Origin of the sequence: Parapedobacter defluvii (assembly GCF_014642075.1) — a bacterium.
Taxonomy (GTDB): domain Bacteria; phylum Bacteroidota; class Bacteroidia; order Sphingobacteriales; family Sphingobacteriaceae; genus Parapedobacter; species Parapedobacter defluvii.
This window is the reverse complement of record NZ_BMIK01000031.1, coordinates 1-19,690: the sequence shown is the minus strand read 5'-3', so window position 1 is coordinate 19,690 and position 19,690 is coordinate 1. Positions and strand designations below refer to the sequence as shown.

Genomic DNA, 19,690 nt, shown 5'->3' with positions numbered 1-19,690 from the left:
CTGCTGTAATAACTAATGAAATACGGTTCTGTTTGTTACATTTGACTAAAGTTACGTGCTAAGATGAATACATTCACTATCCGCGTGTATGGAGTTTTGTTCAATGATCGGAACGAAGTGTTGATTAGCGATGAACGAGAATCGGGATTTGAGTTCAGCAAGTTTCCAGGTGGTGGACTGGAATATGGAGAAGCACCTCCCGAGGCGCTGAAACGGGAGTTTGAAGAGGAATGCGGCGTTGAAATTGACATTCTGCGACACATCCATACCACAGATATCTTTGTAAAATCAATTTTTAATGACAATCAGGTAATTGGGTTATATTACTTAGTTCGACCCAAAGGACCATTGCAGGGTCGATTCAGTAAGAAGCGTTTTGATTTCAAGGAGGGGAGGGATCCCGATCAGGTATTTCGTTGGATATCCAAAGACCAATTAGAGGAACAACACCTTACTTTTGAAATGGATCGAGCGGCATGGCGAGCATTTATGTCGTAAAAAAGCCACGGTTTTGAATTTTCACAACCAGTTAGGGGCGCCTATTGGGTAAAAATGGGTGTCAAATACCTACATTCGCGGCGGTATTTGATTAACAATGGTGGAATATCTGTTTTGGATTGCCTTATTTATTATCATCTATACCTATATCGGGTACGGAATGTTACTGTACATGCTGGTATTGGTCCGCCGGTTGGTAGGTAAACGTCGGCTTGCAGCTTCCGCGAAGTATGATACATTGCCTTCCTGCACCGTGGTTGTGGCTGCATATAACGAAGCACCGATCATTCGGCAGAAGATCGATAATACACTCGGCTTACGGTATCCGACAGACCGTATCCGGTATATTTTTGTGACAGATGGCTCTACGGATGATACACCGGCACTTGTGAGTGAGTATCCGGCAATCACGTCGTTACACCAGCCGACACGTTATGGGAAGATCGCAGCCGTACACCGGGCCATGCATGAGATAACCACGGATGTGGTTGTTTTTACGGATGCAAATACGTTGCTTAATCCCGATGCGCTGATTGAGCTGTGTAAGCATTATGAGGATAAACAGATCGGAGCGGTTGCGGGGGAAAAACGCGTTTACGCCGGGGAGGAAGCCGATGCCAGTGCTGCCGGGGAAGGATTCTATTGGAAATACGAATCGGCCCTCAAAAAGTGGGATTCAGAACTGTATACTGTAGTAGGAACTGCAGGAGAATTATTCAGCATCCGGCGTAACTTATACGAAAGTGTATCGTTGGATACAATCCTGGACGATTTTATGATATCGATGCGTATCGCAGGAAAAGGATATCGCGTAGTATATGAACCGGGGGCCTTTGCCACTGAAATGGCATCGGAGAATGTACAGGAAGAGCTTAAACGGAAAATACGGATCGCGGCAGGAGGAATCCAGTCTGTTATTCGTCTTAAAAAGTTGTTAAACCCGTTTATTTGTCCCGTACTTACCTTTCAATACGTCAGCCACCGCGTGTTGCGTTGGACCCTCACACCAATTTTGCTTCCTATTGTATTTATCCTGAATGCTTTGTTACACTTCAGTAATGCAGGTATCGTATATTCAGGTCTTTTCTATGCGCAGTTGGCTTTTTATGGATTGGCTTTTTTAGGACATCTACTCGAACGGAAGGCATTGAAAATAAAAATCACATTTATTCCCTATTACTTTTGTATCATGAATTATGCCGTGTTAGGTGGCATGCTTCGGTATTTCAAGGGAAAACAAAGCGCGGTTTGGGAACGCTCAAACCGGAAGCAATCGTTGAAAGCAGACTACAATCGGTAAAAAGAACAAGAGTTAACCGGAACTGGGCTAGCTAAGCAGCCGATAAAACCTTCTTCCACAGGAAAAGAATACAGATAAACGTGGTCTGGTGGCTGACCACCGATAATCTGCTTTTTTGTGCGGTTGACCCCATCCAGTACTTCAAAATGAGGAAGATGTTCGCCGATACCCTCACCCGTAAGTTTCAGTATGGCCTCCTTCCTTGTCCATAACGTGAAGAAACGATGTTGCGTTTCGCTTTTTTCTGCTCGGATGAATGCGATTTCTTCCGCAGAAAAGCAAGCGTCCAACATTGATTCGATATCCAACGGCCGTTGCAACCATTCGATATCGACTCCGATGGGATGGACCTGATCCAGTCCGATCAAAGCCCGGTTTTCCGTATACGATAAGTTAAACTGGATGGCTGTATTCGTCGTATCTGCCAGTTTTGGTTTATGATGATGGCCCGTCGAGAAACGGAGAGCCGCAGGGTCGGAAGCAGTTGCATGCCCCAAAAGTAACCTAAGTGCTGTATGTGTAGCTTTAAAACGTAGTGTATGTTCCGTACGGTGAAACCGCATCGCTCTCGCGATTTCTTCACTGCTTAACAAGTGTTCGGCATGTGCCGATTGTTGAGGAGACCGCCAGGGATCGATCACCCATATACTGGGTTGCCGGATGCTGATTTTGTCTTGCAGGGCTATCCACCCATCCATCCATTGGATCCGGTGCATCCGAGCCGCTATAATTTCGGTGTTACCCATGTACTGAGATTACGTGTGTGTCTCGACGTTAGCTATGAGTGTATCAAAGTATTTTTCGAAGGCAATATGCGCGATACCTTTGGCTCCTGCGTCGGCACCTAGTTTTGAAAGTTCTACACTGGCGATATTCTTCAGTTGTGTCATGCAGTACGTATTAATTGCCTGTTGTATCGGAATGGTAATATACTGGTTTGCTTCCGCGATTTTTCCACTCAGAATAATCAATTCGGGATTAAAAAGCTGCACAAGGGTAGCAATGCCCTTTCCGAGTTTTTCGCCGATGAAAGATAGGATGCTGATGGCATATTGATCCCCTTTATTGGCTGCTTCAATAACCTGATGGGGTTCGATATTTTCGATTTTCTGCTCAGATAATTCGTTGAGTAAGGAATCTTCACCGGATTGAATACCCGCTTTGGCCATTCGTACCAGTGCGACCCCTGAAGCTACCGTTTCTAGACACCCTTTTTTTCCGCAGTAACACAGTGTTCCATCTTCAACAAACGGCATGTGTCCCATTTCACCTGAAAATCCCGCGGCACCGTTTCTTAGTTTCCCGTCCATGATTACTCCCAAGCCGATGCCCCAATCCATCAAAATGACCAATACGTCCTTCCGTCCCTTTGCCAAACCAAACCTTAATTCAGCTATAGCGGCACTTTTAACGTCGTTGATGATGAATGTAGGTTTGTCAAATTGTGTCGAGAAGTAGTCTTGCAACGATATGTATCCGTCGTCGTTTACCATATAGGTATGGTTGCGACCGTTGTTATTGTTGATAAGTCCCGGCATGCTGATGCCGATCGCCAATATCGACGACCATGCAATACCCGATACCTGAATGAAATCTCTCAGCAAACGGCTTAATTCAGGAGCAGACGACCAATCTTTGGTTAGCAAAAAAGAAGAAGAACTGGCATACACAAATGAATTGGTGTTGTCAACAATCGTCATTTTTATTCGGAATAGCTCAACTTCCACACACAGAATAAAAAATGTATTGCTTTTCAATTTATTTAAGATCGGTTTTCTGCCTCCAATTGAGCTACCTTTTTCATTTTGCTCCAATATGCCTGCATCCGCCAATGTGTTGATCAGCTCAAGGGTCTTAGGAGCGCTAATTTTTAGGTGTTTGCAGATTGCAGCATTGGTCATACCATTGCCGGCAATCAGCGCCTTTACCAATTTTAGTTTGAAACTTTGGTTTTTCCGCTCAATCTTCGACTTGTTTTTAAAGTGATTTTTACTCAAAAACGATGGCGACATAGTTAATTTAATTAGCGTCCAAAAATAGCTATTATTATTGATAATTTGATTTCTATTTTACTACATATTTGCACATGTATGGCGTCTTTTGAAAAAAATTTCAAAAAGTTTTTGCTTTGACTGGGGAAATAATAAATTTGTGACTGCAAGACCGATTTGGAATTCAAATTAAATCATGAAACCTGCCATTTCAACGCCATCCGAAAAAGGCGATGAAACCTGCGTAATCGCAAGCTTCATTACCGCTAAAAAACAAATGGTGTAAATGAAAATGCAGGTTCCATCAGACCCTTAAAAACAAATTATTCTCTGATGAAAGAAAAAAACACATCCCGTCGGGAGTTTATTAAAAGAGCAGCGATTGGAGCTGCGGCATTCAGCATCGTACCCCGCTTTGTATTAGGGGGACAGGGATATCTCGCCCCAAGCGATCACCTCACGAAAGGTATAATTGGGGTCGGAGGAATGGGCCGTGGGCATTTCGCCTATGCAGGAACCAAAACGGTCGCAATTTGCGACGTAGACACGCGCCACCTCGCATTGGCGATGAAACAGCTTAGCGATAACAGCGTTAAACAGTTTTCGGATTTCCGTGAATTAATCCAATTACCTGAAGTAGATATTGTCCACATTGCTACTCCTCCACATTGGCATGGACTTATGGCCGCCGAAACCGCCCGCATGGGAAAAGACATCTGGTGTGAAAAGCCGATGACCCGCACCATCGGTGAAGGTAAACGTGTGGTAGAAGCCGTTAAGCAACATGGGAATATTTTCCGTTTGAACACCTGGTTCCGTTTTGAAGACAATTTTTACGGAATGAACGTTCCCGTGAAACGTATTAAGAAATTGGTGGATTCCGGTATGCTGGGCTGGCCCCTGAAGGTGACCATTAGCAAACATACCGGGTTTGACTGGAAATTTTATTGGGTTGGCCATGAAAATCTTCCCGTTGAAGAAGTCCCCAAGGAACTTGACTACGACATGTGGTTGGGTCCCGCGCCTTATAAGCCGTATAGTACTCACCGTGTGCATACCACATTCAGGGGATATTGGGATTACGATGGAGGTGGATTGGGAGATATGGGGCAGCATTATATTGATCCGGTCCAATATTTTTTAAATAAAGACAACGAGAGCCCCATCTCGGTAGAGGTAGATGCACCGCAGCAACATAGTGATGCCGTGGGTACCTGGCGCCGTATTACCTATACATATGCTGATGGTTGCCAGATCGTGCTTGATGGTGAAGGCAGGGATGTCGGCATGCCTTATATAGAAGGCCCTGATGGAAAGCTCTTCCGCGGATTCAAATCGGACATTCCTGACTTGGAGCGTAAACTTGCCGCTTTCCCAGATCCGGAACCCCAGGTAACTGATTTCGTCGATGCCGTGAAGACACGCAAGAAATTTGCACTCAATGAGCAGAATGGGTACCGTTCATGCACAATCGTTAATATGGGATTGACAGCTTTACGTTTGGGGCGGTCGCTTAAATTCGATCCGCAGACGCAGTTGTTCGTCGACGATGAGGCTGCTAACCGGTTGATTGACCAACCGATGCGTGGGCCCTGGGCACTATGAAGTATTGCTATATAAAACGTTAGAAACAAATTGTATTCAATGAAAAAATTGATATATGCGCTCTTGGCGCTATTTATACAACAATTTCCCATATCTGCTCAACAGGGTGACGTGCGGACCACTACAACCAAAATCGCTGATCTGCTGGCTTTGCAACCTTCGGAAACAACTGCACGTTTCCGGGATGCTATGGCACAGATGGAACGGTTCACGGCGGCTGATATTTCGGCCCTTCTCAAACAGCTTTCCCCGCCAGGCGAAGGCGATAATGCCGGAATTGAATATGCAGCAAACAGTTATAGCTATCACGTATTGTTACCTGGTAAAGCAACCCAACGGGCCACATATATACAGGGAGCAATTGAAGCGCTGAATGCGATAAGTAATAAAGATAATAAGGGATTTGTAATCCAGCTGCTGCAGAATGCGGGAGACGATAGCGCTGTGGATGCACTGAGTCCTTACCTCACAGACGAATATCTAAGTGAGAAAGCCGCCCGGGCACTTTCCCGTATTGGTACGGAACGGGCGGGGGCCGCGCTGTTGCAGGTGTTAGGTGGATCAACCGGGGTTGCTGCCGTCAACATCACCGATGCGCTGGGCTTTATGGCATATGCACCGGCGGAACAGGCAATTCTGACAAAAGCAAATACTACGGATACGATACTTCGCAGAATCTCGTTATATGCGCTTTCGCAAATCGGGGGAGCGGCTTCTCAGTCAATATTGGCAGATGCCGCAAAATCAGCCCGCTATGTTTATGACCCCACGGAAGCAACCGCCGCTTACATCAATTATCTGCATAAAAGGATTGCCAACGGAGAAACGGTACCGGCTGGCAAAGCTGCTTTGAAATTATTTAAGGAAACGGATGAAGACAGTCAGGTTCATACGCATATTGCCGCATTGGGATTACTTACCGAAATCAATAAAGAAAAGCAGGTTAATGTATTGCTAAAAGCGTCAAGAGACGGGAACCCCGTGTATCGCAATGCCGCGCTGGGATTGCTTTCCCCGTATCTGAATGGCACTGTTTCGACCAAGTTGGTGAAACGCTTGAGCAAGGTCGATGAACAAATAAAGGTGGATATCTTGCGATATGTTGCAAATCACAAGCAAACCGAAGCATTACCAGAAGTCCAGAAAGCCTTAAGTGCAAGCACTCCGTCCGTTCGCATTGCGGCGGTCAATGCATTGCATCAATTGGATGCGGAAGCGGCAGACGAAGCGTTAATTGTGCTGCTATCCGGAAGCGATGAACAGACTCGTCAAGCAGTCAAACAAGCGCTGCTTACTTCAAAAAACAAGCAGCTTGCGCAACTGCTTACCAATGCACTGACGAACGAAAGAAATGCCGACGTACAAATCCTGTTGATCGACGTCCTTGGGCAGCGGGGAGCTGGAGAAAGCATGCAGACGCTACTTGATATTATCGGCAGCGATGCATCGAACGAAGTGAAATCCGCGGCTTTCAGCGCGTTGCCACAAGTTGCCCGTCCCGGAGATTTGAATAAGCTTTTGGATCTATTGGTCAACGCAAATAATGAGTACAAAGGCGCGATACAGGCAGCCGCGGTGTCAGCCGTTGCACTCAGTGACGATAGGGAAGCGCAGACGCAATTGGTAATTTCTCGCCTTCGGGCAGCAGATGCAACACGACGGCTCTTCTTTTTTCCCATATTATCGGGAATAGGAGGAAAAGAGGCTTTGCAAATTGTGAATGAGTATACAGCCGACGGGAATCCGGAGCTACGGGCCGCCGCTACTTCTGCATTGGCAAACTGGACGGGGGGCGAGGCTTTGCCACAATTGATCGAGCTAAGCCGTAAAAAGGTAACGGACTCCGAGCAATTAGATGCGGTGATTAATGGATTGATCCGGTTAGTATCCATTGCAGACATACCCGCCGATCAGAAAGTACTTTATCTGAGAGACGCATTTGAAGCTGCGGAAACGGTCGATCAGAAGAAATCCGTATTGCGTGCATTAGAAGCTAGCAAAACATATAATGCATTGATGTTTGCAGGCAAACTGCTCGATGACGAGCAATTGAAATCTACAGCAGCCAATACGGTGATGAACATCGCGTTGGACAATAAGAACTTTTACGGTGCAGACGTAACCCGTTTGTTGAACCGGGTAATCGAACTTCTCTCCGGAAGCGAAAGTAGCTACCTGCGGGAGGCCATTCAGAAACATCTCAATGAATTGCCTAAAGGTCCGGGTTATGTGTCCCTGTTCAATGGGAAAGATCTGGAGGGCTGGAAAGGATTGGTTGCAGACCCCATCAAGCGGACCGCAATGGATGCGAAAACATTGGCGGAAGCACAGATTAAGGCGGATGAAATTATGCGTGGCGGTTGGTCTGCTCAGAATGGCGAATTGCAGTTCAATGGTCACGGAGACAACATCGCTACGGTAAAGCAGTATGGTGATTTTGAAATGTTGGTCGACTGGAAACTGGCTAAAGAGGGAAAAGACGGGGATGCAGGTATCTATCTTCGTGGCACGCCACAGGTACAGATTTGGGATACTTCGCGTGTGGAGGTTGGCGCCCAGGTTGGATCCGGCGGGTTATACAACAACCAAGTGCATGAAAGCAAGCCATTGAAAGTAGCAGATAACCCACTTGGCGAATGGAATACATTCCGCATTCGGATGATCGGCGATCGCGTAACAGTATATCTTAATGGTGAATTGGTGACAGACAGTGTCGTACTCGAAAATTATTGGGACCGAAGTCTTCCCATATTTCCCCGAGAACAGATCGAACTGCAGGCCCACGGAACCCATGTTTCCTATCGTGATATATACATCCGCGAACTACCCCGAAAAGAGGTGTTCACCTTACCTGAAGAAGAAAAACGTGAAGGATTTAAGGTGCTGTTTGACGGAACAAATATGGATGCATGGATAAGCAACACCGATGCATATGGAATAAGCGACGAAGGTACGCTTGCTGTCGTCCCTGCGGAGGGGTCGGGTGGGAATCTGTATACGAAAGAAGAGTTTTCAGACTTTGTATACCGCTTTGAGTTTAGACTGACCCCCGGGGCAAATAACGGTATTGGAATCCGTGCTCCGTTGGATGGTGATGCAGCTTATGTAGGGATGGAAATCCAGGTATTGGACGATGGAGCTGAGATGTACAAAGACATTGAGGAATACCAACACCACGGTTCCGTTTATGGCGTTATACCCGCAAAACAGGGATATCTGAAGCCTGTCGGAGAATGGAACGAAGAAGAGATCTACATAAAAGGCAATAAGATCCGTGTGACGCTGAATGGTACAGTGATCGTAGACGGTGATTTGGCAGAGGCATCTAAAAACGGGACGCTTGACCACAAGCAACATCCCGGATTAGCTCGTACGTCTGGCCATATCGCTTTTCTTGGACACGGGTCGGAAGTGCATTTCCGGAATATCCGGGTAAAACGGCTGTAATATATAGTTTAGAATAATCTGTCTTTAAAGGCCGATATCGGGTTACGATATCGGCTTTTATATTTCGTAATTAATTAATAATCTACTGTTATCACTTTAATAGTTGATATATTGACTGGTCCTGTAGTTCTTTTATTACAAGATGAGATTTACGATGTAGTGGAATCGCTACAAATGAATTGATTTGCAGGTTTTTTCATGATTTTTTATGAAAAATCATGGAGATTTGCTGCTGGAAAGAACATCACTCATCCACAATATCCAGTATGAAGAAGAAAATACTTTTAATAGAAGACGAACCAACCATTCAACGATTACTGTGTTTCATACTCTCCAAGGATTTTGATGTGAAAGTAGCGGCAAACGGCTTTGAAGCATTCGTTTGGCTGGAACAGCATCAATTGCCGGACTTGATCATTATGGATTGGGTGATGCCTTACATGGATGGGAAATCTTTTTTGAAATGCATAAAGATAAGTGGGTTATACTGCGATATCCCGGTCATTGTATTGTCTGCCTCGAAGAATATCAAGGAAGAACTCGATCGATTGCCCTATTCCATCAATAAGTATATTCCTAAACCGTTTGACCCCCTTGTTTTAAAAGAAACTATCGGAAATATATTTAACACATCGACCTATGGATTTGTTAACTGATATCAAACAAGAACAGCATTTTCTCACCATATCCATTGCCTACTTAGGCACTAAATTCAGAGATGAATTAGAAGAAGGCATATTCGACAATGTCGATATTGCCAAATTCGATCAAATAGCAGATTTGGAGCGGTATATGCAGAAATGCCATCTACTGCGTGTCCCAGAGATATTACTGTTAGAAATTGGAGATGAAATCTCGGAGACCCAACGGTTGATCTGCAGTATAAAAAGCAACTCCCTAACCCAGGGAATTAGCATCATTTTATTGAGCTTTAAAGGGAATAAGAATACGATTATAGAAACATTCAGGCCGTTTGTGAATGACATCTACTTTTACCCGTTCAGCGTGGCTGATCTAAGAGAACGTATCAAATTCATCTTAAGGTTTAAGTATATCCGGAATGAGCCGCACGCATATAAGATAGCCCAACCTCCCAAACGTTACGTAATTCCGGTCGCCAAGCGACTTTTTGATGTTGTGGTTGCGAGTTTGGTATTGCTAGCGGCTTTGCCATTGATGTTGTTGATTGCTTTGTTAATAAAGTTGGATTCCAAAGGCCCCATTTTGTATAAGAGTAAACGGGCAGGAACGGGGTATAGGATTTTTAATTTCTATAAATTCCGTTCCATGCGGGTTAATGCCGATAAAGAATTAGCTAAGTTGTCCGCACTGAATCAATATGCGGCAAATGGCGGCACATCGGCCTTTGTCAAAATAAAAGATGATCCGCGGATTACAAAACTTGGTTCTTTTTTAAGAAACACCAGCTTAGATGAACTTCCTCAACTTTTCAATGTGTTGAAAGGTGACATGTCGTTGGTCGGTAATAGGCCCCTGCCATTGTATGAGGCACAAGAACTCACATCAGATGAATGGGCAATGCGCTTTTTAGGACCGGCAGGTATTACGGGATTGTGGCAGGTTACCAAACGTGGATGCAGTGAGATGTCTGATGAAGAGCGGAGACAGTTGGATAACGATTATGCTTATCATTTCTCGTTTTGGATGGATCTCAAGATTTTATTAAAGACAGTACCCGCGTTATTGCAAAAAGAAAAAGTATAATTCATTGCCGGTTAAAGTAGGCGATTATTCTTTAATAAACGAAGATCAATAAGGTCCAGTATTTCACTATCTACTTCCGTATCAAACTTTCTCGCATACAACTTCCCCGAATTCGCCAGTGCCTGAAAATGTTTGCTGTTTAATATATTAGGACTTTCTTTTCCTTTTTCCCATTCTATATACCGTAAATTGTTGTTTATGATATCGTCCTTATGTGGCGAATTAAAAAGGATCGTTTGAAAGAAAAACTCATCCGCGCCCCAGGTATGTTTGAAAAATTGGATTACCTTTGGATTTCTTTCAACAAACTCAAGAATATATTGAATATGGCAAACGGATAAAGTCCACCATTGGGAATGGCCGGTAAAGGCCATTCCCAATGGTAATTTCCGTCGAGGAGTCACTGAATTCACAAGCCGTTCCAGCAGATACCTGCCGCGAAAATGGTAATTCACAAAATGATATTTACCAATTTTCTTTTGTGCTTCATGCCACCAAAAGGAATCCCTGAAATGCATATCCATGAATGACTTTCCAAGGTAACCATTAAAAAAATCGTCAATTTCCGCCGTATTTTTAAGTGGATAGTCTGATTCACTTAGCAAATTAATAAATTCACAAGCTGGCTCATTCTCGATAATTTCATGAATAGAATTTAAGGTTGCTTGCACCATACTGAACGCACCCCAGGTAACCGTTTCCCTATTTATTATAAATTTAACCTGTCTTAGATTGTCAAGCTGTTTGAAAAAAGGCTCGATTGATATTTTTTTATCAATGTGGATATAAACGGTTGAATTTGGATAGGTGATTTTGCTAACCAACCGTGACAATTGTTTTGGATGCCGGTGTCCGAGTATCAGATTAGCGATTTTTGCCATTTGAATTCAAAGATGGCTTGTTAATACTAACTTTTGAATCTAACGTTCACGGCCAGTACCATCGAATAATTGCTATAATAATTTTCTGATTAATGATTTTGCCAATTGCCCGTTCTTTAATCGCTTTGAAAGTTCGCTGATCAGCTGCCGATGTGAAACGGCTGCCAATGGATCATCATCTTGAGTATTTTCTTGAGACGCTTCTGTTGACGAATGGCTTCCATACGGTCCATATAAAGAAGGCGGAATTTCATGGCGGATTATCTTGGCTTCATTACTATTTTCAACACTAGATGAAAGCTTATTTTTTGCCAATACTGCTTTTCGCGATACCCAACCATCAAAAGGAGGGGGATATCTAACAATTTCAATGGTTTCAAAAAACGGAGCCATTAAATGCACCACATGTTCGATATGGGGGGCTATCATGTTGATATGTCTATTATCCCCGTCTTTTTCGATCCACGTCCAGGTGTAACTGGTTAAATAAATAGTTCCTGCATATATGCTCTCCAAATTCCTTTCATAGGGCACCAAAGGCAGCGAAGGAGAAAGGTCCTCAAGATCTGCTATCGGTATAAAAATATTCCCACCCGGTTGCGTCCATCTAATAAAGTTTGATATCATCGTTTCAAACTCTCCCATGGAATCAAGATAGGAGTAAGGATTCCACATACTCGTAATGACAGACCATTTCTCCCTCCATTCGGGAATATCAATCCTAAAATCTGCCTCCTTAAATAATAATGCATCCGGATTCCTTTTTTTTGCTTCCTTGAGCATTCCAGGTGAAATATCTAAACCAGCTCTGTTGTAACCAGGAAATTTGCTTAGGAAATATCCTGTCCCGCAGCCCGCATCCAACCACATTGAATCTTTATTTATCAATCTTTTTAGAATATCCAGTTCATAGTCGGAACTGACTTTGGAAAAGCCGTCTGTCAGAAATTTCTGATCATAAGCCTCAGCATATTTGTCATCATAAATATTTAATAGGCTATCCTTCTTCATAAGAATCGTGTCTAAAATAGTTTTTAATCAGCAAATGTAAGTTTTTTTGAGTATTTTTATCACGGTATCAGAAATTTATTAATCAAAATTAGACCGAATTCCAAGCTTCCCACGTCTTTAAAAAGGACAGAAAACATTTGGCCTGTTTTATACCGAGTAAGAGACAGTTATTGGTGTCGCCTTTTTTCTACAAAAGATAAAATAAACAAAGGCAGCTAGATAAAATGTGCCATAAGATGCTAATCTTTGCCAGTAAATTAAAATCGTTTACCTTATGATTTCTATTAGTAATAATACGATGGTCCGTACCAAGTGGTGGGGTTGTTCCGTCGAACCTTTTGGCTCGTCATATACTATATTCATATAGAAGAATTACTGGGGCAGAAACATCTGAGATTTAGCTTTATTGTTTTGTAAATGTTGAAAAGTAAGCTCAAATATTATAAAGATGCAACGTCAAAGTTGCAAATTGGACGGACGCTTAAGTTAGTGTGGGAGATCGAACCATATAAGACAATTTGGGTGGTTTTTTCAATCATTTTATCTAACGGTATGCTTTTCCTTTCCCTGTATACGATGAAGTTGTTGATTGATGTTGTCTCTAGTCACCAACTCGGATCACTCGAGTATGGAACTCTTGTAATTAGACATGTTCTTATCGCGGGTGGCGCAGCCGTTTTACATGCGATGTCCAACTCGTTGTCAGCTTATATATCCGAATTGCAGTCGACTATTGTGTCGGAAAAAATAGATGATATGATACATCAACATACCGTGAAACTGGATATGGCTTACTATGAAGATCCGGAATATTTCAATACTCTTAAATTAGCTAAGGAGGCTGGAGGTGGACGGCCAAACGCAGTTATAATGGGATTGTTAGATGTTTTGAGCGGTGTCCTAAAAATCGTGGCTGCTTCGGTGGTTATCTTCACTATTGATTGGCGTCTGCTACCTATTTTGGTATTGTTTATTCTTCCTATGTTTATAGTGCGCATTCATTTTTCCCGGAAATATAATGCTTTGCGGATTAGGAATACTCCAACAGAACGGTTGGCGAGTTATTTTAGTCATCTAATAACCTCTGAAATTTCTGCACGTGAAATCAGGAGTTATAATCTCGGCGAATATTTCAAAAAAAAATATTTTGATATTCGAACCGATTTGATCGGTGAGCGTTTGAAAATCAGCCTTCAGCGTACCAAGGCAGAGTCTGGGTTCAATGCCATAGCTAGTTTGGGATTCTTTACGTGCATTTATTTTATTGCCCGAGGAGCGATAGACGGAAGGGTGTCTCCGGGCGATATCGCTATTTTTTTGGTTATATTTCCAATGATATTTGGATACTTACGTGAAATGACAAGTGGTATAACGGCTGTATATTCAAATAACTTATACGTGAAATATATTTTTGAATTATTTGACTTGAAAAGTAGCTTACATGAAATCGCCTCCCCTCAGGCCATACCTGGCTCTCCACATGTTAAACTAAAAGTAGATGACCTGAGTTTTAGATATCCACATGCGGACAAGTTAATATTGAACGGTATATCATTAGAAATATCACCGGGTAAAATCGTTGCGCTTGTCGGACTTAACGGTTCTGGAAAGTCCACGCTAATTAAATTACTGGCTCGGTTATATGATCCGACCGAGGGAACGATCCGCCTAGATGGCCTTGATATACGTAATTTTTCAATTGCTGATTACCGCAAACAAGTCAGCATCGTCTTCCAAGACTTCTATAAATACAATACAACTGCCAATGAAAATATCTTTTTGGGGGACATTGATCGAAAAGAACACCTACAAACTGATATCGAAAGCGCCGCGAAACAGGCTGGTGCGCATGATTTTATCAAGGATTTAGAACTGAGGTATCAAACCATGATGGGGCGTGTGTTTGAGGGAGGTCACGAAATCAGTATAGGACAATGGCAAAAATTAGCCACAGCAAGAGCCTTCTATAGTCCTGCAAAATTTCTGATATTGGATGAAGCTACAAGTGCACTGGATGCGCAATCCGAGTACAAATTATTCGATATGTTGAAAGCTAATTTGGGAAATAGAGGGGCATTAATTATAAGTCACAGATATTCGACAATAAAGCATGCGGATTATGTGTATGTATTATCTGAAGGTAGAATTGTTCAACAAGGATCGCCAGAAATGTTAAGCGGTTTAAAAGGGGTATATGCCGATCTATTTAAGACGGATATATTGCAAGAAAGGGATAATATTATTTAGATACAGGTTTGAAAATGAATAAAGGAACCGTTATTATTGCTTCGTCCATTATGGATGCTTGGGGAGGAAGCGAAGAATTATGGGCAAAGACAGTCCCGTTTTTCCAACAGGCAGGATATAAAGTGGTGGTTTGTAAACATCAGATTGACCATAAACATAAACGGATTGCAGGTATGATAGACGAGGGTGTAACTTTTTTATCTACAGCGCCTGCCAAGCCGCTCTATGTACGCTTATTTTGGAAAATTGTCAATAAAATTAGACAATGGGCTGGAGTTAAAGGGGATCCTGAAAAACCTTATTTCTATTATTCTTATGATTCACTAACATTTAAAAAATATTTAAAAACATATAAGCCACGGATAGTCTTGGTATCACAGGGGGTAAACTTCGATGGGTTGCATTATGCACACGCATGTATGGATTTAAACATCCCCTATGCATTAGTTTCCCATAAGGCTGTTGATTTTTATTGGCCTCAATTTCTCGACCATAGAGAAGAGATTAGATCCATTTTTAGGAAAGCCCGGCATTGCTTTTTTGTTTCTGAACATACCAAGCGGTTAACAGAAGAACAATATGGTGTACGTCTTCCGGAAAGTCATGTAATTTTAAATCCGGTAAAACCGACAGATTATATACCATATCCGTCCTCCGACGATGTTTTTCACTTGTGCTGTATAGGGCGGATTTTTATTGTCGAAAAAGGGCAGGATATGCTTATTCGTGTACTAAGTCAGCCAAAATGGAAGTCGCGGCCAATCGTAGTTAATTTTATTGGTACCGGCCCGGATGAAATCGTGTTAAAAGAACTTGCCGAAATGCTTGATGTAAAAAACATAAATTTTTATGGGCACATTGATAATGTCTATGAGCTTTGGAGTAAATCCCATGCATTGGTACTGCCTTCCAGAACAGAAGGATTGCCCTTGGTGATTGTAGAAGCGATGATGGCTGGGCGCCCGATTATTACAACAGACGTGGGGGGAAATAGGGAATTTTTGGAAGAGGGAGAGACTGCATTTATTGGGCATGCTAACGATGAGTCGTTTGAGGAAACGATGGAGAGGGCATGGGCTAATCGCGAACGTTGGTCTGAAATGGGAAAAAAAGCCTCCTGCTCAATTCGAAATCGTATACCCGGAAATCCGGAAAAAATATTTGCAGATCATTTGTTATCTACTTTGTAATTATGACTTTACCACTAATTTCAGTTATAATACCAACGTATAACCGGGCGACTAAAGTGCTAACGGCTATAGAAAGTGTAAAAAAGCAATCCTATCCAAATGTTCAGCTGATTGTGGTCGACGACGGATCGACAGACAACACCAGAGAACTATTGCAAAATATGGAAGGCCTAAGTTATGTTTATAAGCCAAATGGTGGACAAGCTTCCGCCCGCAATATGGGGTTAGAGCTTGCAACAGGGGACTTTATTGCATCACTTGATTCAGACGATTATTGGGGAAGGGATTTTCTGCAAAAATCTCTTAATGCATTGGAGCACTATCAAGCCGACTTTGTATTCGCCAATTGGAATCAAAAGACAAAGTATACAGAAGATTGGAGAGACTTTCTTTCCAATGATCCTTATTTGACTCCGTTTATGAGAGAACCAATAAATGGATGGTATCAACTTTCTTCGGATGATTTACGGACATTATATCTTCAAGCCTGTCCTTCCCCGTCTTCTTCAACGGTAGTAAGGAGAAAATCGTTATCGGGAGGTTGGAACAGTCATATGAATATAGGAGATGATTGGGGGCTTTATCTCGATATGATATTTTCCAAACCCTGTACGGCTGTATTTACGCTGGAACGATTATGGTATAAAGATATTGATGGGCAAAATATTTACGATGGAAGGGATTGGCACGAGGTTGTACAATTGTTGTTGGTGAAAGATACTAAACTAATTATAGAACGATACCGACAGTACCTGACCGTTGATGAGATGAATATCTTACAGAAACGTTATGTTGGAGGGTTAATGGAACTTGCTAAACATAAGCTGTTTAGAGAAAGGAAGACTGTAGAATCATGGGCCTTATTTAAGACAGCTATGCTCAATAAGCCTACATACGCCATTGCACAATTCCCCAAGTTGGTCTATGCAGCACTAAACAATCATATTATACAACGATTTCGAACAAAAAAGAAGGCTGTTGCTATATAGTCGAAATTTTTTATAATTTCATTTTTGAAATGAACATATTTAACGTCTTTCGTGCACCGGAATGGTGGGGATATAAATTGCCACCGTTATTGTCTGTAGCTTACGGAACGACTTTAATGGCGGATAATGAGTTATATCCAGTCTCTCCCTATTTCCTTTTCTTTTTACTATCATTGGCTATCGGTGCTGTTTACGTAAGTATCATTAACGATTTCACAGACCTTAGGGAAGATGCAGCGGTTGGTAAGGCCAATCGTATGGAAAATCTTGCTCCTTGGTTACGATGGGGGATGGTGGTCGGATGTTTAACAGCCGGTATTTTCCTTGGTTATTTTATGTGGCCTGATAAACTGACTGTTAGCCTCTATACGTGTGCATGGATTTCTTTTACTTTATATTCCGTACCACCGTTTCGCTTCAAAAAAAGAGGTATTTTGGGTGTGATTTGTGATGCGAGCGGAGCACATCTGTTTCCTTCCCTGTTCATGATTTCGGGTATAAGTTACGTAATGAACGTAAACGTGGACTATTATTGGTTTGCGTTGGTTGGAATCTGGGCACTGTCATTTGGATGTCGAGGAATTCTTTGGCATCAGTTCCTTGACAGGGAGAACGACATCAAAACAAACATCAGTACGTTGGCTACCAGGGTAGACCCTCAAAAATTCAAACCGGTGGCCGTCGTTCTTTTCTGTATTGAATTGGCTGCTTTTCTAGGCATGCTTATGCATATCAATTTAAGTGCGGTATGGATATTGTTGATATTATACATTGTTTTGGTCACTATCCGATACACTCGATATGCAAATATCCCTATCATCCTGATTACACCGGATAACAAGCATTCGCAAGTGCTTATGTTAGATTGTTATCAAACGTTTTTCCCCCTAGGGTTGTTGTTTTCTGCTAGTTTCAGTCAACCCTTCGCTTGGGTAGTATTAGCTGTTCATATAGTACTATTCCCAACTAATATCATGATTCCTTTAAGGGATTACTGGATGGCAATTGCAGCGTTGTATCGACAAATCAGGTATTCATAGAACTTCTACAAAGATTGGAGTTTCCGTTACATGGATGGTTATTTTTCCATCAACAATTTCTTTTATGGTTGCCTTCGCTTCTTGTGCTCCGACCACCAATTCATGAATCCTGACGAATTTGCTATCTCTTATATTAAGCTCAAAGGTTTCTTCGCGTCCTACCTCATCGGGAACTGTAAGTACAAAGATTTTCTTATTGTCCAAAGCATAAACATCTACGACTGGATCCATATTCAATGTTTCCTGATAATAATATTCGCCGATTATGTTCTTTGCCTGTAACAAGTAGTCCCAAGCGGGTTTACTGGTGTAGGGTTTATTTTCTTTGTCAACAAATCCCGAAGATGCATATTGGGTGGTGCTTTGAGCACTTACATCGTAAAGCATATAAAAAAACAGCCTGTCTATACCCAAACGTGCATACATCAACGCTGATCGCAAATTCCAATCTGCTTGAGTGATTAAGGCGGATTTATCATTAATCGGAATTGCTCTTTGAGTACTCTTGGGATTTACATCATAACCAATCTCAGTGTTCCACACTTCTATTCCTGGGAGTGTTTCTTCCGAAAAACTCAAAAATCTCTTTGCGACTTCCGGGGATACAGAGATTTCTGGCGCAACTCCTCGTTGTTTCTCTCTGTCATGTGTTTCGTGCCTGTTATTGGAGTAATGGTGATAATTTAGAACATCAAAACAAAGATCAATACTGCCGTCTTCTTTTCGACCCCTATGCTTTTCACACCAGGCGATCATCTCGTTGATGAAATCGGGTTCAGCAGCAACTCCACCCATTACTACAACCATGGAAGGGTCGGCAGTTTTCACACCTACGTCGGGTCCGAGCGTTCCTTTATGTCCATCATAAAATGCTGACATGTTTGCTGCATATTCCGATCCGGTTTGCTGTGCAACCTTCGTTGGTTTCCACCACCTGTCAGGTTCATTATTGCACTCGATGTACTTAATGAGGCCCAATCCAATTTTTACTTCATCCGGATCGTAATGGGGAGTTGGGTCTACACGTACTAGTGCCGAATCAATTTTCTTATTCTCTCCGTATCTTGCGGCGAATTGAAATCCCAATTGTGCAAATTTGATATAGGATTTTGGATCCGCTAAATCAGCTCCATAAGGAGCCGGAACATTTTCTGAATCACGTTTATCGGGCGGATAAGTGGCATTTAGCCAATCCGGAATCGTTTTTAGGCATACTAGTACGGTTATGTCTTGTTCTTTGCACCATCGGTATATTTCGTCATATTTCCAGTTGCCTCCGAAACTTGGATTGAAACGATATATCCCCTCCTTATGTTCTAGTTGGTGCCAATCGAGATAATGACGGAAGTTGGAAAAGGGTTTAAAAAAACGTGAGAGCTCGGGATCGGTAGGGACACGTTGGCTTCCAACGTTCCATTCGAACGCATTAACGCCTAGCATGTCTTTGAATTTAACCTTTGAATTGACAACCTGTTTAAAACTGTCTAATTTGCCTTCAGTTGTTTCCGTGTGACTCTTGAAACAGCACGTAAGAAACAGAAATGCCAAAAAAATGAAAGGAAATCTATTTGACAGATAATTTATGGCGGTGGAAATGAATAGCATTTGAAAAGATTTATGGTGTTGCGAAGATATGAATTTTGTTGCTTTCTATTGATTAATCCAACGAATATAACGTAAAAAAAGAGAGTGTAAAATGAACTGTGTCAAGATTAGTAAATAAGTATTAATTTTAGACATAGTAATTATGGAGATCAGAGAAACGG

The 19,690-nt window shown here is 42.2% G+C and carries 15 protein-coding genes; 10 read left to right on the top strand and 5 right to left on the bottom strand.

What is annotated here, in order from left to right; all coding sequences use genetic code 11:
• Window positions 1-63 precede the first annotated feature (63 nt).
• Both IEX60_RS23605 and IEX60_RS23600 read left to right on the top strand, forming a co-directional pair.
• Window positions 64-498 carry an NUDIX domain-containing protein gene (locus IEX60_RS23605; protein ID WP_188753866.1) on the top strand — a complete coding sequence of 145 codons (435 nt, stop codon included), beginning with the start codon at window positions 64-66 and terminating at the stop codon, window positions 496-498.
• A 97-nt stretch (window positions 499-595) separates the two neighbouring features.
• Entirely contained in the window at window positions 596-1,798 is a 1,203-nt protein-coding gene (locus tag IEX60_RS23600; RefSeq protein WP_308420775.1) for a glycosyltransferase family 2 protein, read from the top strand.
• Here IEX60_RS23600 and IEX60_RS23595 read toward each other — a convergent pair.
• Together IEX60_RS23595 and IEX60_RS23590 are read right to left on the bottom strand one after the other, a co-directional pair.
• The gene (locus IEX60_RS23595) at window positions 1,786-2,544 is read right to left on the bottom strand and encodes a 4'-phosphopantetheinyl transferase family protein (RefSeq protein WP_188753865.1); all 759 of its coding nucleotides are present in this window, start codon (window positions 2,542-2,544) and stop codon (window positions 1,786-1,788) included. The two genes, IEX60_RS23600 and IEX60_RS23595, sit on opposite strands and share 13 nt — an antisense overlap.
• A 9-nt stretch (window positions 2,545-2,553) precedes the next feature.
• Complete coding sequence (locus tag IEX60_RS23590; RefSeq protein ID WP_188753864.1) at window positions 2,554-3,810, bottom strand: ROK family protein; 1,257 nt, start codon at window positions 3,808-3,810, stop codon at window positions 2,554-2,556.
• A gap of 312 nt (window positions 3,811-4,122) precedes the next feature.
• Here IEX60_RS23590 and IEX60_RS23585 point away from each other — a divergent pair, with 312 nt between their 5' ends.
• The 4 genes from IEX60_RS23585 to IEX60_RS23570 all read left to right on the top strand — a co-directional run bounded on the left by IEX60_RS23585 (window position 4,123) and on the right by IEX60_RS23570 (window position 10,566).
• Window positions 4,123-5,394 carry a Gfo/Idh/MocA family oxidoreductase gene (locus IEX60_RS23585; protein WP_188753863.1) on the top strand — a complete coding sequence of 424 codons (1,272 nt, stop codon included), beginning with the start codon at window positions 4,123-4,125 and terminating at the stop codon, window positions 5,392-5,394.
• A 39-nt stretch (window positions 5,395-5,433) separates the two neighbouring features.
• A complete protein-coding gene (locus tag IEX60_RS23580; protein WP_188753862.1) occupies window positions 5,434-8,841 on the top strand; it encodes a 3-keto-alpha-glucoside-1,2-lyase-like domain-containing protein in 3,408 nt (1,135 codons plus the stop codon).
• 266 nt (window positions 8,842-9,107) lie between these two features.
• Window positions 9,108-9,497, top strand: a complete 390-nt coding sequence (locus tag IEX60_RS23575) for a response regulator (RefSeq protein ID WP_188753861.1) — start codon at window positions 9,108-9,110, stop codon at window positions 9,495-9,497.
• The gene (locus IEX60_RS23570; protein WP_188753860.1) at window positions 9,481-10,566 is read left to right on the top strand and encodes a sugar transferase; all 1,086 of its coding nucleotides are present in this window, start codon (window positions 9,481-9,483) and stop codon (window positions 10,564-10,566) included. The genes IEX60_RS23575 and IEX60_RS23570 overlap by 17 nt, the downstream gene beginning before the upstream one ends.
• An 11-nt stretch (window positions 10,567-10,577) precedes the next feature.
• Here the strand turns inward: IEX60_RS23570 and IEX60_RS23565 are convergent, their stop codons facing one another.
• Entirely contained in the window at window positions 10,578-11,447 is an 870-nt protein-coding gene (locus IEX60_RS23565) for a beta-1,6-N-acetylglucosaminyltransferase (protein ID WP_188753859.1), read from the bottom strand.
• A gap of 72 nt (window positions 11,448-11,519) precedes the next feature.
• Entirely contained in the window at window positions 11,520-12,458 is a 939-nt protein-coding gene (locus IEX60_RS23560; RefSeq protein ID WP_188753858.1) for a class I SAM-dependent DNA methyltransferase, read from the bottom strand.
• 417 nt (window positions 12,459-12,875) lie between these two features.
• Between IEX60_RS23560 and IEX60_RS23555 the strand changes: the two genes are divergently transcribed.
• Genes IEX60_RS23555 through IEX60_RS23540 form a run of 4 tightly spaced genes read left to right on the top strand, consistent with a single transcriptional unit; the run spans window position 12,876 to window position 17,924 of the window.
• Window positions 12,876-14,705 (top strand): ABC transporter ATP-binding protein, encoded by a 1,830-nt coding sequence (locus tag IEX60_RS23555; protein ID WP_188753857.1) that lies wholly within the window; start codon window positions 12,876-12,878, stop codon window positions 14,703-14,705.
• Window positions 14,706-14,719: 14 nt separating this feature from the next.
• Window positions 14,720-15,895, top strand: a complete 1,176-nt coding sequence (locus IEX60_RS23550) for a glycosyltransferase family 4 protein (protein WP_188753856.1) — start codon at window positions 14,720-14,722, stop codon at window positions 15,893-15,895.
• Between the two features lie 2 nt (window positions 15,896-15,897).
• Entirely contained in the window at window positions 15,898-16,884 is a 987-nt protein-coding gene (locus IEX60_RS23545; protein WP_188753855.1) for a glycosyltransferase family 2 protein, read from the top strand.
• A gap of 29 nt (window positions 16,885-16,913) precedes the next feature.
• Entirely contained in the window at window positions 16,914-17,924 is a 1,011-nt protein-coding gene (locus IEX60_RS23540; RefSeq protein ID WP_188753854.1) for a UbiA family prenyltransferase, read from the top strand.
• On the opposite strand, the gene IEX60_RS23535 is transcribed toward IEX60_RS23540, so the two are convergent.
• Complete coding sequence (locus IEX60_RS23535; protein ID WP_188753853.1) at window positions 17,919-19,364, bottom strand: hypothetical protein; 1,446 nt, start codon at window positions 19,362-19,364, stop codon at window positions 17,919-17,921. The two genes, IEX60_RS23540 and IEX60_RS23535, sit on opposite strands and share 6 nt — an antisense overlap.
• Window positions 19,365-19,690 lie beyond the last annotated feature (326 nt).

Bases quoted from the DNA above. Each gene is read 5' to 3' on its own strand.
- IEX60_RS23535 (WP_188753853.1), bottom strand. From the start codon at position 19,364: ATGCTAGGCGTTAATGCGTTCGAATGGAACGTTGGAAGCCAACGTGTC.
- IEX60_RS23540 (WP_188753854.1), top strand. From the start codon at position 16,914: ATGAACATATTTAACGTCTTTCGTGCACCGGAATGGTGGGGATATAAA.
- IEX60_RS23555 (WP_188753857.1), top strand. From the start codon at position 12,876: ATGTTGAAAAGTAAGCTCAAATATTATAAAGATGCAACGTCAAAGTTG.
- IEX60_RS23585 (WP_188753863.1), top strand. From the start codon at position 4,123: ATGAAAGAAAAAAACACATCCCGTCGGGAGTTTATTAAAAGAGCAGCG.
- IEX60_RS23595 (WP_188753865.1), bottom strand. From the start codon at position 2,544: ATGGGTAACACCGAAATTATAGCGGCTCGGATGCACCGGATCCAATGG.
- IEX60_RS23575 (WP_188753861.1), top strand. From the start codon at position 9,108: ATGAAGAAGAAAATACTTTTAATAGAAGACGAACCAACCATTCAACGA.
- IEX60_RS23605 (WP_188753866.1), top strand. From the start codon at position 64: ATGAATACATTCACTATCCGCGTGTATGGAGTTTTGTTCAATGATCGG.
- IEX60_RS23590 (WP_188753864.1), bottom strand. From the start codon at position 3,810: ATGTCGCCATCGTTTTTGAGTAAAAATCACTTTAAAAACAAGTCGAAG.
- IEX60_RS23545 (WP_188753855.1), top strand. From the start codon at position 15,898: ATGACTTTACCACTAATTTCAGTTATAATACCAACGTATAACCGGGCG.
- IEX60_RS23550 (WP_188753856.1), top strand. From the start codon at position 14,720: ATGAATAAAGGAACCGTTATTATTGCTTCGTCCATTATGGATGCTTGG.
- IEX60_RS23570 (WP_188753860.1), top strand. From the start codon at position 9,481: ATGGATTTGTTAACTGATATCAAACAAGAACAGCATTTTCTCACCATA.
- IEX60_RS23580 (WP_188753862.1), top strand. From the start codon at position 5,434: ATGAAAAAATTGATATATGCGCTCTTGGCGCTATTTATACAACAATTT.
- IEX60_RS23565 (WP_188753859.1), bottom strand. From the start codon at position 11,447: ATGGCAAAAATCGCTAATCTGATACTCGGACACCGGCATCCAAAACAA.
- IEX60_RS23600 (WP_308420775.1), top strand. From the start codon at position 596: ATGGTGGAATATCTGTTTTGGATTGCCTTATTTATTATCATCTATACC.
- IEX60_RS23560 (WP_188753858.1), bottom strand. From the start codon at position 12,458: ATGAAGAAGGATAGCCTATTAAATATTTATGATGACAAATATGCTGAG.